The 13938-nt window shown below is 46.8% G+C and carries 8 protein-coding genes; all 8 read right to left on the bottom strand.

Annotation, left to right across the window (positions count from 1 at the left end):
• Positions 1 to 2 precede the first annotated feature (2 nt).
• Positions 3 to 764, bottom strand: coding sequence for a deoxyribose-phosphate aldolase (deoC, locus tag P0M28_RS25480; protein WP_302206204.1), 762 nt, complete (start codon positions 762 to 764; stop codon positions 3 to 5).
• 41 nt (positions 765 to 805) lie between these two features.
• Positions 806 to 1519, bottom strand: a complete 714-nt coding sequence (locus tag P0M28_RS25475) for a GntR family transcriptional regulator (protein ID WP_302206202.1) — start codon at positions 1517 to 1519, stop codon at positions 806 to 808.
• A 105-nt stretch (positions 1520 to 1624) separates the two neighbouring features.
• Positions 1625 to 2701: an acyltransferase family protein gene (locus P0M28_RS25470; protein ID WP_302206200.1), complete on the bottom strand. Its 1077-nt coding sequence runs from the start codon at positions 2699 to 2701 to the stop codon at positions 1625 to 1627.
• A 239-nt stretch (positions 2702 to 2940) separates the two neighbouring features.
• Complete coding sequence (locus tag P0M28_RS25465; protein WP_302206198.1) at positions 2941 to 3477, bottom strand: GNAT family N-acetyltransferase; 537 nt, start codon at positions 3475 to 3477, stop codon at positions 2941 to 2943.
• 6 nt (positions 3478 to 3483) lie between these two features.
• Positions 3484 to 4920 carry a c-type cytochrome domain-containing protein gene (locus tag P0M28_RS25460; RefSeq protein WP_302206197.1) on the bottom strand — a complete coding sequence of 479 codons (1437 nt, stop codon included), beginning with the start codon at positions 4918 to 4920 and terminating at the stop codon, positions 3484 to 3486.
• Positions 4921 to 5280: 360 nt separating this feature from the next.
• Positions 5281 to 6768, bottom strand: coding sequence for a DUF1501 domain-containing protein (locus P0M28_RS25455; protein WP_302206195.1), 1488 nt, complete (start codon positions 6766 to 6768; stop codon positions 5281 to 5283).
• Positions 6769 to 6774: 6 nt separating this feature from the next.
• Positions 6775 to 9537, bottom strand: coding sequence for a DUF1553 domain-containing protein (locus tag P0M28_RS25450; protein ID WP_302206193.1), 2763 nt, complete (start codon positions 9535 to 9537; stop codon positions 6775 to 6777).
• A 296-nt stretch (positions 9538 to 9833) separates the two neighbouring features.
• Positions 9834 to 13886 (bottom strand): tetratricopeptide repeat protein, encoded by a 4053-nt coding sequence (locus P0M28_RS25445; RefSeq protein ID WP_302206191.1) that lies wholly within the window; start codon positions 13884 to 13886, stop codon positions 9834 to 9836.
• Positions 13887 to 13938: the final 52 nt, after the last annotated feature.

Below are 13938 nucleotides of genomic sequence, written 5' to 3'. Positions count from 1 at the left end.
GACTAATACCCGCTAGGATCTTCTTTGGTGTTTTCTTCTACAGCCACGCTGCCATCACCAAAGCGTTTTTGGGCTTCGTTCAGAATGGTGGCGGTAGCCGTGGCTCCGATGCGGGTCACGCCTAATTCTTTTACTTTCAACAAATCATCTAGCGTGCGAACGCCCCCGGCGGCCTTCACTTGTACTTGAGGAGCACTGTGTTCTCGCATTAGCTTGAGATCAAGATGGGTAGCTCCTTGATAAGAGTATTTTCCATCGCTGCCCTTTACGAAGCCATAACCAGTAGAGGTCTTTACAAAATCAGCGTTTAGCTCACTGCAAATCTCACAGAGCTTAATTTTATGCTGATTGTTATCCAGAAAGTCATTCTCAAAAATCACTTTCACGATAGCCCCGTGTTTATGGGATTCGTCCGTGATTGCTTTTATTTCATCAGTTACGTACTCCCAGTCTTCGCTTAGAACTTTTCCGATATTTACAACCATATCAATTTCGGTAGCTCCCGCTCGGCAAGCTTGCTTCGTTTCTTGAACCTTAATTTCAGTGGTTGAGCTTCCCTGCGGAAAACCCACCACAGTTCCTACGGCTACATCAGAACCTTGTAGTAATTTTACTGCCATTGGTACAGCGTAAGGCTTGATACAGACGGAAGCAGCATTGTACTTTTTAGCTAGCTCGCAACCCTCCACTAAGTCCTGATCCGTCATGGTGGGGTGCAACAGCGAGTGGTCAATCATTTTGGCGAGTTCGGTAATCTTATCCATATCTTGTTAGTTGAAAGAGGAAATTAATAGTGTGTATAAATTTATTTTATGATGGTGCCGATGGCGTAGTGGTCAGTATTGCAGTAGAGTGAGCTGTACACAAAATAGTCGGGGCGATTAGTACCGTACTGTCGTTGAATATGAAGGATGGGTGAACCAACAGCAATGCCTAAAAATCCAGAAACATCTGATTCGGCAGAGATTGCCCAGATGCGCTGATCTACGTTGGTAATCTCTATTTGATAATGATGGTACAGCGTACGGAATAGTGAGTTCTGCACCCACTTTTTATCGGTAAAACTAGGTATACCAATATTAGGCAGATAAGTGTATTCCAACATTACTGGTTGTGAATCAACCTGGCGTAAGCGACCTATCATAATACAACCCGCCTCTTCCTCCTCTGCCGACACATTGAAAAAGAAATCAGAATCCCAATCACTCAGGATAGGCTTTTGTAAAAATATTGATTTGGGTTGATGCTCAGTTTCTCCTACTACCTCAGAAAATCCCCGAAAGGATAATAATCCTAGTGCGGGTTGCTGGGCGCAAACGATGCTACCTTTTCCTTGCCGACGGGCAATGTAGCCTTCCTGCTCCAGCGCACTTAATGCCTGACGAACCATCACCCGGGTAATTTTATGCTCAGCGCTCAACGTATTCTCCGAAGGAAGTAAACTACCCTCAGTATAATGCCCAGAGAGAATGTCATTCTTAAGCTTTTGGTGAAGTTGTTTATAGCGCGGAAGTTTCATAACAGAAAATTACAGCTACAAAGGTAAGAATACAACTTGTATATACAAGTGAAATTTTCAAAGCTTAACCCTCGATATTTCCAAGTCAATGTTAGGCGACCTCTTCTAGGCGACCTTCTTCATTTTTTGTATTCGTCGGCTTCCGTGCAGCAATACGTGTAGTAGTTCTACTCGCTTGGTTATCTGATTTTGAATCAGTACTAAACCGATAGAAATCGCTAGAATTAAAAAGAACCTTATCACCGTAACGGGGATAGATTTATCGTATTCCATCACCCTTTCCAAGCCATACACTGCACAGATGTGCCAAAGGTAAATCCAGAGCGAATTCTCGGAAAGCCACTGAATAATTTTCGGCGGAATGCTTTTTATCAAAGGGGAGTACGCCACCAAGTACAATATGTTCACCCACATGAGGGCGTAAGACAGATAGTATAACTGCGGAGGGTATTTATACTCTTGGGTAGGAACCCACGCTCCGGTTCGTTGGTAAAGATAAATTGCTATTCCAGCACAAATAATTCCGGACAACAGAGCAACCCAACCTACGGTCGACCTTTTTAGTTCGTGTAGTCTCATGCCGTAGCCATACAATGCCAGATAGGGAAAAATGGTTAGCACATAATCAGCAAAAATATCAAAACTGCGTTCGGACATGGTATTCTCAAAATACTGGCTAGCTATGCTGTAGATGGTAAAGAACAACACTAGTGACCCGTAGTAAAGCAAATCGTTCTTTACAATTCGGGTGTAAGCAAGAAGCAGAGGAGTGAGAAAAGCCAGGTAGAGATATACCTTAAAAATCCAGACGTATCCAATCCCTCGGTACAGTAAGTACGACTCAACTATTGTCGAGGTATTGAAAGGATAAGGACGGTCAAGAACAATGGAAACAATCAAGAGACTACCAAAAAAGAAAGTAAGAAACGTCCAAGCTGGAATTAGCAAGCGGTACATCCGTTTTTCTAGAAATGCAACCACTTTTAACTCTCGAGAACGATAAATGTAAGCGTAGGTGGCTGCTGACGCTACAATGAGTAAAGGCGTGCCAAAATTACGAATCTGATCGATCCACTCCGGCGGATGAGTATGAGCATAAATGATGATTAACACCCCAAAGAATCGTAAAAAATCTAATGAGTGATCGCGGTGGTTGGAAGACTTGCTTACTGCTGTGTTCAAAAAACAATAGGTTTAGGTGAAACCAGAAAAATGAAGCAATAAGCGTGAGATAGCCTCTGGTTAAAATCGATTAGAAACTATGGTAGTGAGTATTAAACAGATTTTGAGCTAAATTATTGTGCTCAGGAAATTACGGGCGCACGGGGATGAAAGTAGCCGTACTTTTTAAAAACAGCTTAGCAAGCTAGCTCAAATGAGCTCCAGCTACGCCAGAAAGTTCCGTGAAATAGTATCTGGAACTAAGGATGTTTCACCATTTTCATTCCGGGGATAGTGACGGAATCAGGAAGCGTCATGGCTACCTTTCCAGTTTCATGGTAGCCGTAGCGGGAATAGAAAGGAAAGCCACTCAGGGTAGCCGTAAGTTCAAACCAATTAAAACCATCACGAAGAGCCTGGGTTTCGCAGTGATGAAGAAGCTGACGAGCAATGCCTTGACGAGCCCAATCGGGATGCACGTAAAAGGCGCGAATAACGGCTGGGTCAACCGCTGGATTGCGTAACTCGAAGTTGAGCTGATCACTCGCCTGATCGCCACCAAAGGGAGTTTTGCGACGACTCCATCCGCCACAGGCAACAACTTTACCGGCTTCCTCAACTGCATAATATGTACCATCGAGCACTATCCGAGTATCAACACCGAATAAGTACTTCAGTGAGCTTTCTACTTGCTGAGGAGAATAGTACTTGCCACCGAGCTGGCGGATAGAAAACTGAGCTAGTTGATTCAATAATGGAATATCATCTACCGTCGCCTGTCGGATAATGAACTCCATCTTTACTTAGCGCAAAGCCACGGCACTGTCGGCTTTTACAGCATTCCAGTCTTCAACTCCCAGATTGATTTCCAAACTAGGGTTCGCCTCCTGCAATTGGGTAGCACCTTGCTTAGTCACTTCAGTTTGCCACAGATAGAGCCGCCGTAAATTCTTCATTTGGGCTAATTGCTGCACACCTTCATCGGTAACCTTGGTGCCGTAAAGGTTGAGATATTCCAGATAAGGTAGCTCGGCGATAGAAGCAAGCCCGGCATCAGTTACTTGGGTATTTTCCAGATGCAGGCGAGTTAGGTTCTTAAACTGTGGCAGTGCGTTAAGAGCTTCATCCGTAGTAGCGGTATTGCCTAAATCTAGCCAAGTAATTTGCTCAGCCGCTTTTCCTAGTTCACTCATGAGCGAGTCAGCCGAAGCCGACCGAGGCACATTCACTTGCAGCCAATGCACTTCTTCGGCCAACGGCATAATCATCACTCCGCGCTGTTGAATATTGCTGACTAACTGCTCATCGGCAGGAGTTACTTCCGAAGCTAGCAGCACCTCGACCTCCGTTTTGTTGGCGTTAGGGTCAAGCAGCGTGTTTAGCACTAGTTGGGTTTCTTCGTTTACCTCAATTTGGGCGACAGTCTTATCAAAAGAAGCCCCCTGTTCTATCCACCAAGTCAGCAACGTAATTTGATCATCGCTCAACTGCGATTTACCATCGGGCGGCATGTGGTACTCATCAACGAGTGGTAAATGAACCCGAACCAGCATCTCACTGGTTTCGGGGTCGCCGGGCACGAAAATATCGCCATTCTCACCGCCGGCCAGTAGTGCATCCGCCGTGTGCATCATTAACTCCCCTTTTTTCTTATCGGGGTTATGACAGGAAACACAACGAGAATCCAAGATTGGATGAATAATATCGGTGTACACGACAGCCTCTTCCAGATTGGTAATTAACTTTTCTTCTTTACTTTCCTTTTCAGGTAGACCAGCCAGCTTTCTCAGAGGGTTGGGCATGTACTGCGTAAGATAATCCGAACCGTGCGTGAGTGAACCTCCGTAGTGCCCCGCTCCCATTAGTACCAGTATCATTACCGATAGAGCCGATACGTAGGCTTTATCCAAAGCTGGATTTCCCTGCTTATTGCGTTGCAAATATAGTACATACGCCACTATGGCTAGCACTACCGTAGCAATCCCTAGCCACTTGTGCAGGCCGAGTAGTTCTTCGCCGTAGCCACCGCCCTCAGCCAGCATTAATCCCAATATGACCGCTACTAGTGCGGAAGCTGCACCCAAAAAGAGAGCTAAGCCTACTGCGGGTCGGTATGCTTTAAAGCGTTCAATCCGAGAAAGCAATTCTAGTAAAAATGCCAGTACTAAAAAGCCAATGGGCAAGTGAAGAATAATGGGGTGAAAGCGGCCGAAGAAAAGAACAATATCAGGAGTTTCCAAAATGCTTGTTGTTGTAGTATATCGTAAAGTATTCGCTCAAGATCGAATAATCCTTATTTTGAGCTATTCATTAGCTGTCTAAATTACCGTTTTTCTACGAATAGTCAATAGCTAAATTGTTCAATTGCTGATTAGTTATTAGTCCACGGTCGATAGTCCATCGTCGACGGGCATTGGTTAATAGTCCATAGTCCACGGTCGATAGTCCACGGATATTAGGCATGAAAAATTGAAAATCACAGATTAGAAAATGGGTCATCTAGTTGGTTCCATCAAGGATCAATTTTAAATTCCGCTCTCCGCTCTCCGCTCTCCGCTCTCCGCTCTCCGCTCTCCGCTCTCCGTTGCTCATCATAAAATCTAGGCTAAGATTTTACGAACTACCTTACCGTGGACATCAGTAAGGCGGAAATCCCGACCCTGAAAATGGTAGGTTAGCTTTTCATGATCCATACCCAGCAGATGTAGCATAGTGGCTTGCAAATCGTGGATATGCACTCGGTCTTTCGTCGCGTAGTAGCCAATCTCGTCGGTTTCGCCGTGGGTATAACCGCCTTTCAATCCGCCCCCGGCCATCCACATAGAAAAGGCTTCGGTATGGTGATCACGCCCCATAAACGGCATCTCTTTACCGTTGCGGTTTTCCTGCATGGGAGTCCGACCAAATTCTCCCCCCCAAACTATTAGCGTTTCGTCTAGCAGCCCCCGCTGCTTTAAATCTTTGAGCAGGGCGGTCATGGGACGGTCTACCGAGCGACACTTATCTTTGAATCCCGCTTCTAGCGCAGTATCCACTCCAGTGCCGTGAGAATCCCAACCCCAGTCGAAAAGCTGTACAAACCGAACACCTTGCTCAATTAGACGGCGAGCCAGTAGGCAATTGTTAGCAAACGAAGCTTTGCCGGGTTCGGTACCGTACATTTGGTGAATATATTCGGGCTCATCCGCAATGCTCATTACCTCAGGCACGGAGGTTTGCATCCGATAGGCCATTTCGTACTGAGAAATTCGGGTCAGAATTTCTGGGTCGCCTACTTCCTGATACTCCTGCTGGTTAATATGATTGATAGCGTCTAGGGTTTTCCGACGCAAATCCCCGTTCATGCCATCGGGATTAGAAACGTAGAGTACCGGATCGCCCTGCGAGCGACATTGTACGCCTTGGTAGATTGATGGCAAAAATCCACTGCCCCAAACACTCTTACCAGCACTCGGGGTCTTCCCCCCCGAAACCAGCACAATAAATCCGGGTAGGTTCTCATTTTCGCTGCCTAACCCGTAAGTAACCCAGGAACCAAAACTCGGTCGCCCCAGCCGGGCACTACCGGTTTGCAGTAAAAGTTGAGCCGGAGCATGGTTAAATTCATCGGTATGCAGCGACTTAACCACTGTAATCTCATCGGCTACGGTAGCCAAGTGGGGTAAGCGATCTGAGATCATCATCCCGCTTTCGCCTCGCTGATAGAATTTCGCTTGGGGACCTAGCATCTTGGGCACTCCCTCAATAAACGCGAAGCGTTTGCCTTCTAGTAATGAAGGTGGGCAGTCTTTAGCGTGCAGTTTCTCCAGCTCAGGTTTATAGTCAAATAGCTCGAGCTGAGAGGGCGAACCGGCCATATGCATGTAAATCACTCGCTTGGCCTTACCCGCAAAATGCGAAAAGCCTGGAGCCATCGGGTTGGTTGGCAGCGAATTAATGGAAGCCGGGGTCGTAGAATTACTATCTAAATTACAACCGAATAACGATGCTAGGGCTACTCCGCCTAATCCTGATGTACATTTTTTCAGAAAGTGACGGCGGGTTTCTACCTGAGACTCACGATACTGCTTTTCCTGATATATATTCATAGATGGTTAGGCTTTGGTCACAAATTCGTCCAAGTTCAAAATGGCGTTGGCTACTACGGCTAGTGCAGCTAATTCAGCATCTTCTTTCCCAGCCATCTTCACCACTTCGTCGGGATTATCTTGGTAATACTGCTGAGCTTCGGCGTATAGCTTTTCTAGTTGCTCCAGCTTGGTAGTTTCTAACGAGTTGGCAATAGCCTGTCGGTATCCGAAACGAAGTTGATCTTGCGTAGCTTCGCCCGCTTGCTGCATCTGCTTAGCCAGTGATTGGGCAGCTTCTACAAATACCGGATCATTCAACGTAACTAAGGCTTGCAACGGAGTATTCGTATCAATTCTACGGGTTACGCAGAACTCCCGACTGGGACCATCAAACGCGATCATAGAGGGGTACGGACTAGTTCGTCGCCAATATGTGTACAGTGCCCTGCGATGCTTATCTTCCCCCTCGCTGGTTTCCCAGGCCAAGCCACTGTATACGATTTGCCACACGCCCTCGGGTTGAGGGGGCATTACGCTGGGGCCATACATTTTCTTGCTTAACAGTCCACTCACCGCCAATACCTGATCCCGAACCTGCTCGGCAGTTAGTCGTACACGAGGCCCTCGCGCTAGCAGTCGGTTACGCGGATCGGCAGCAAGTAGTCCGGGAGTTACCTCCGATGCCTGGCGGTAGGTGGCAGACATCACCATTTGCTTCAGGGCACTTTTTACGCTCCAGTGGTGCTCGTGCATAAATTGCAAGGCAAGCCAGTCGAGCAGTGCCGGATGCGAAGGCTTCGCACCTTGTGTACCAAAATCTTCTATAGTTTCTACCAGCCCAATCCCGAAAAGCTCAGCCCATAGTCGGTTTACCATTACCCGAGCGGTGAGCGGATTTTCTGCACTTACCAGCCACTGCGCCATACCAAGGCGATTATCGGGGGCACCCTCGGGCAGAGCCGACCACGCTTGAGGAACATCCGGATCTACTTCCTCACCGGGCACTAGCCAGTTACCTCGCTCAAAAACGTGCGTAGTACGAGAAAATCGCTCCGGGCGATCAACTGTAATTGGCGTGCGGATTACTTCGGAGCTGTTTAACAGAGAAATCAAGTTCTGTTGCTGCTGCTGATAATGGGGTTGATCTTCACCCGGCAGTGGCTCATGAAGCAGCAGCCACTCAAGCATAGCAATTGCTCCCTGCTGCTGAGGGTCTTTGAAGATAAAATACAGATCATGCGTACCGCTAATGCCTTTAAAGGGCACTGCGGTGGTTTTAAACCGCCAACCACCTTGGTTTTTCTTAACATTCCAGATAGCTAATCGCTCACCGCGCAGGCTATCGAGTCGGATTTCTACCCTGCCTCGGCTGTGGCTAGCACTGTAGCTAATGAGCAGTTGAGTTTCATTTTGTAGCGGTACATCCGTTAAGCGAGCGTAGCCACCGTCTTCTACTGCAAGGTATTTGTTGTCAAGTAGAGAGCCATTAACGACTGTATCAAAACTGTGTGGGTGAATTTTAGGCTCCGCAATTCTTACCAGATTAACGAATTTCTGCGCTTGCTGTAGTTTATCATCCGCCGAACCGGTGTGCCGAATCACCCAGTTTTTCAGATTCTCTAACTTTTGGCGATCTTCTTCCTCTTTAAACGTAGTTAAGTTAGGAGACTCGCTGGGTACATCTACATCAGCCGTATTATTTAAAAAAGCGAAAAACTTAAAGTACTCTTCGTGCCGGATAGGGTCGTAGGGATGGCTATGGCACTGCACGCAGGCCATCGTGGTGGCCTGCCACACATCCCAGGTAGTGTTTACCCGATCAATCACGGCAGCTACCCGAAACTCTTCATCGTCGGTTCCGCCTTCATCATTGTTCATAGTATTCCGATGGAAAGCAGTAGCAATCAATTGTTCATCGGTAGGGCTAGGCAGCAAGTCACCCGCCAGTTGTTCGATTGTAAATTGATCAAATGGTTTGTCCTCATTAAACGACTTAATCAGCCAGTCGCGGTACTGCCATATGGTACGGCGGTCGTCTTTTTCGTAGCCTTTAGAATCGGCGTAGCGGGCTAAGTCCATCCACAGAGCCGCCCATCGCTCACCAAAGTGCGGCGATTCCAGCAGACGATCTACGGCTTTTTCATACGCTTCGGGGCTATCATCCTCTAAAAATTGCTTTAGATCACCCGGCGTGGGAGGAAGCCCAATCAAATCCAGCGAGACCCGCCTAAGTAAAGTAGCGGAATCGGCTTCACGAGCGGGTTGAAAGTTTTCTCGTTCCAATCGTTCCACCACAAAGTTATCGATTTCATTATTTGCCCACTCGCTTTTTACTTCCGGCACATCAATGGGTTCAGGCTTTACGTACGCCCAGTGATCTTCCCACTGAGCACCTTGGTCAATCCAGCGGGTCAGGATAGAAACTTCTTCCTCCGATAGCGGATCGCCTTCGGGCGGCATTCGCTCATCGTCTTCAGGATCACTAATGGTAATACGATGGATCATTTCGCTGGCTTGGGCATCACCCGGCACTATACCTAACTTTCCCGACTCGTTGGGACTGAGTGCATCGGTGCGAAATAGCAAACTAAATCCGCCGGAGCGTTTTACACCACCGTGACAGGTAATGCACTTTTTATTCAGAATAGGCCGTACTTCGGCGTTGAAATCCACTTTTTCAGCCGAGTTGTTTAGTACCAGCCAGATCAGATAAGTTATCAGAAGGAAAAAGAGGCTAAGCCCGCCCCACCGTAGCACCAAAGGATATTTTCGAGAAGATGTACTCATCAATAGGTTGTAGTGTTGGTTAACTGTGAATCTACGAAATTTGCTGATAGTTTAAAAAGCGGAGACCGGAGACCGGAGACCGGAGACCGGAGACCGGAATTTAAAATTGATCCTTGATGGAACCAACTAGATGACCCATTTTCTAATCTGTGATTTTCAATTTTTCATGCCTAATATCCGTGGACTATCGACGATGGACTGTGGACTATTAACCAATGCCCGTCGACGATGGACTATCGACCGTGGGCTAATAACTAATCAGCAATTGAACAATAGAGCCATCGAACCATTCCGCTCTATCTTTCTACTAACACAAAGCCACCCCAAAAGTAAGGATCCGCGTGCTGCTTTCTAACGGCTAACTGGGCATTTCGTAGTGCTTGGTGCTTGCTCTGACCCGATAGCCAGTTCTGGTAAAAGATCGTCATCAGCTCCGCCGTGCTATTATCATTGACGTTCCACAGACTCATCAGCACACTCTGTGCCCCGGCAATCAGAAAAGATCGCTGTAAGCCATACACCCCTTCCCCGTTTCTAATATCACCCAATCCGGTTTCGCAAGCACTTAAGACTACCATCTCGGTACCGTTTAGGCGTAAATTCATGGCTTCGTAAGCCGTTAAAACACCGTCTTCCACCTTCCAGTCAGGTGAGTTATGAATACTGTATTCGGCTCCAGCCAAAAGTAGCCCTGCTCTCAGCAGAGGGTTAGCCGCAATATTTTGCAAATGAGTTCCGTACGCCCGATTAGCATTTCCTGACTCGGATAAATCCGTCATAAAGTAGCCGTGTGAGGCAATATGCAGCACTCGAGGCTCTTTTGCAGACTTAATTATGTCCTCTCTAGCCTCTTCACCCAAGTACGTCCAGGTAGTCCACTGTTGTTTGGTTAACATACTACGAATTGCTTCTACTTCGGTTCTGGTGCCGGGCAGATCTCGGATTCCGAATAAAAACGGGGTACTACCTAGCATCCCCGATGCCGTGAGTGGTGATGGCGTGGCTAAGTCAATCAATGCTTCGCTATTTTGGTATCCTACCCGAAACTGAAAATCAGGCGAGCCAATAAGGTAAGCTGATTTTGAGGACAGTTGATCGGACGCACGACCCAAGTCGCGGGTACTACTTAGCATACGCAAATCCATTTCATCAATTACGTAGCGCTTGGTATCAGCACGGTAAAGACTATTAATATTAATTTTGTGATAGATGCCGTCGGGAGCCAGATAGACTGTGGTTATACTATCTGATAATTGTTCACGAATACTCCGCCAGTATTGATCGTAAGAAAGCTCATCCGTTATCCGAAATTTGATGGCATTTTGGTAGTAGTAATAGTTTTTACTTTCCATCTCCTTTCCTTCGGGAAATACGCAAAGCCGAGGGGCTTCACTAGTAGATTCTATTACTAGAGCCGCGTACAGCACACTACTATCGCGAGCCACTCGGATAATCTCAACTGCGGCTTCCGTTGGTTCAAGTTGCTGCTGCACTTGTTGCCAAGTAACCTGCTTGCTCTCTACGGTTGTGGCAAAGGTGGCTGACTTGCGAGATAATTGCTTTTCCAGTTGGTTAGCCTCACTTTCCAACACTTGAATAGCCGCGCGCTGGTCATTGCGCTCCCGCCGCGATAGGGTGTACAATTGACCTAATTGCTCTTTTACTGTCAGCCAACGTTCGTACTTCTTCACCGTTTCGGTTTCGCTCTGGGTTTCAATGGCTTGCCTAAGCTGATAAGAAGCATCGAGCAACATGGCTTTGGTCACCAACTGAAGGTTGTACAATTCTATGAGTAAACGACGCTTCTGAGCTTCAGTCACTCCCTCGGCTCGGTAGTATACCTGATCGATAACAAAATCGCGAAACGCATGAAATACTGGTTCTACCCGTTGGTAGTAAGCTCCTTTCTCTTGCTCACTCAAGGAAGGAAAATAGTTTTGTATCTGCCCAATATAGTCCTCAACCACTCCGTGAAAAATATCTTCGGCATTTTTATATCGTCCGAGCTTATGGTATAATACTGCTTGACTGTAGCGGGCGTAAGCAAAATCTGGATGTAGCTCTCCGAGTACTTCTTGCCGAACAGCCACGGCTTCCTCAATATATTCAGTGGCTTTATCAAGCTCGTTTAAATCTTGGTAAAGTAATCCTAAGTTAAGTAACGTAGTAGAATAGTACGGATGATCTTTCCCTAACAGCTTTTGGCTAATCGATAAGGACTCTTCGAGTAATGGTAAAGCTTTTTGGTACTGATTATTATTTTGGTAGAGCGTAGCCAAGTTGCTTAACGTAGCCGCGTAAGATGGGTGTTGCTTTCCTAAAGTATTAGCGTCGATGCTAAGTGCCTGCTGATAGTACTGCTCCGCTAATTCTATACTATCCTGAGCCTCATAAAGGGCAGCCAAACTCTGGTAGGCCGTTGCCAAATCAGGGTGAGATGCCCCGTATGAATCAGATAATATTTTCTGACTAGCCAGCAGCAGTGGTTTGGCTTGGACGAAATTTCCTAGCGTGAAGTAAAACTTTGCCAGCTCCATCTGCACTTTCGCTTGCTCAGGATGATTTTCCCCGAAGTGATCTACCGAGAGCTCGTAAGCTTGCTGGAGTAGTGGTTCAGCTTCCGGATAGTTACCCGTGACTACTTCCAGGCGAGCCAGATTCAAATAGCTAGAAATCATGGAAGGGTGCTCTGCCCCCCATATTTCCCGCTGTACTTCTGCCACCAACTCCAACATGGGACGCGCCTGGGTGTACTTTCCCTCATCCAGATAGAGTAAGCCAATATTAGAAAGCGTTACCAGATATTCCGGATGGTCAGTGCCTAGCAACTTTTCTTTTATCTTAACGGATGCTTCTAGCATTTCAGCAGCTTTAGGGTAGTTACCCGCTGCCTGACAAACAAGTGCGTAATTGCTTAGCAAGTTGGCGTAGATGTTATCCTCGGTTTCACTAAGTCTCTCTTGGATACTGATTGCTTCCTGAAAGAATATTTCAGCTTCTACTAAATAACCAATATCGTGATAGAGTGCGGCCATACCACTAATGGCTGCTACGTAGTTAGGACTTTCCCGCCCAGTGGCCCACTTAATGAGTTCTAATGATTTCTGATGATAAAAAATCGCGGTATCAAACCGAACCAAGTCTTGGTAGTTACGGGCGGCGTTGCTGTAGACAGAAGCTTGGTGCAGCACCGCCCGCTGACTTGGCAACTTTTTTTCACCCAGAACTTCTATGGCTCGCGTAAAATATTGAGCCGCCTGTTCGTAATTACCTTCATCTTGGTACAGAGTAGCCACATTATTGAGGGCAATGGCGTACTGCCAAGGGTAGTTGATAGCAGTATCGTCAAGATGAATGTGTTGAGTGTAAAGGGCGTTAGCTTCCGCCGGACTGCTGTGCTCTTGATAGTAAGCCGCCAGATTAGCGAGTGCTACCCAAAAACTACCTTGCGTGTATTCCACGGGGCTAGCTCGGTACTGAAAAGCTCTTTCAACGAGGTACCCTCCTTCTCCCGTATTTTGATCGGCCAGAGCAATGGCTCCCAAATTATTCAGCACGCTAGCGTAGGCATTGGTTATCTGCTTCATGTCTCGTTCATAAAGACGACGAGCCATTGCGTACCACTGTTGAGCATCTTGCCACTCGGCTTCGGCTAGTGCGATATTCGCTCGCTGATAGCATAAATCAGCGTAGAACGTCGTTGTTGTATCGCCGCGTTGCTGAAGGGTACGCATTAAGTTGCTCACCTTTGTTAGATTAAGTTTTCCCTGTAGCAACCATTGTTGAAATTGAGCTTGTAATATCTGTAAACTATCCGCTGAGTGAATTTGGGCAAGCGTGTACAGAGAATCAGCCAATTGCTGATTATTAGCTGCCTGATACACCCTACCGGCTTCAAGTTGAAGTAGCCCCAGTGAATCTTGCTGCACTTCGGTAGAATCCGCCAGAAACAGCACCCGTTTTATCGCTACCTGAGCCAGTTCGGTATCACCCACCGATAGATAGAGATTGGCAGCATTTTGATACGCTTCTAGTAGTAAGTACGCTGGGGCAGGTGATAAATATTCGCGACACTGAATCTCTCGCAGTGTATACTCCAATGCCAACGAGTCTTGGTGTAAAGATGCGGTAATTAGCGACAACAAGCGTAAGTTATCAGCATATTCCAGACTCAGTGCTCCGTACTCCGACTTAGTGGTTTCCAAGCTCCGCCAAGCAGACCGATATGATTTAGTAATTTTTCCTTGTTGATATAGTAACTGAGCCGGCTGGTGCGGCACTACTTCAGCTTCCTGAGCCAAAATACAGGTAGCATTAAGTAGTAAAAATAAAGCAAATACAGCGCGCATCTGTTACAAGTTGTCATTCTTTCAGTAAAGGCAACCTGCAAGTGTTTAGTTC

Source organism: Tunicatimonas pelagia, assembly GCF_030506325.1.
In the GTDB taxonomy this organism is placed as follows: domain Bacteria; phylum Bacteroidota; class Bacteroidia; order Cytophagales; family Cyclobacteriaceae; genus Tunicatimonas; species Tunicatimonas pelagia.
Note: the sequence above shows the minus strand (reverse complement) of the source record. Positions and strands in the feature narration are given on the sequence as shown.

Coding starts and splice junctions, on each gene's coding strand:
- P0M28_RS25445 (WP_302206191.1), bottom strand. CDS start 13,886: ATGCGCGCTGTATTTGCTTTATTTTTACTACTTAATGCTACCTGTATT.
- P0M28_RS25450 (WP_302206193.1), bottom strand. CDS start 9,537: ATGAGTACATCTTCTCGAAAATATCCTTTGGTGCTACGGTGGGGCGGG.
- P0M28_RS25455 (WP_302206195.1), bottom strand. CDS start 6,768: ATGAATATATATCAGGAAAAGCAGTATCGTGAGTCTCAGGTAGAAACC.
- P0M28_RS25465 (WP_302206198.1), bottom strand. CDS start 3,477: ATGGAGTTCATTATCCGACAGGCGACGGTAGATGATATTCCATTATTG.
- P0M28_RS25475 (WP_302206202.1), bottom strand. CDS start 1,519: ATGAAACTTCCGCGCTATAAACAACTTCACCAAAAGCTTAAGAATGAC.
- deoC (WP_302206204.1), bottom strand. CDS start 764: ATGGATAAGATTACCGAACTCGCCAAAATGATTGACCACTCGCTGTTG.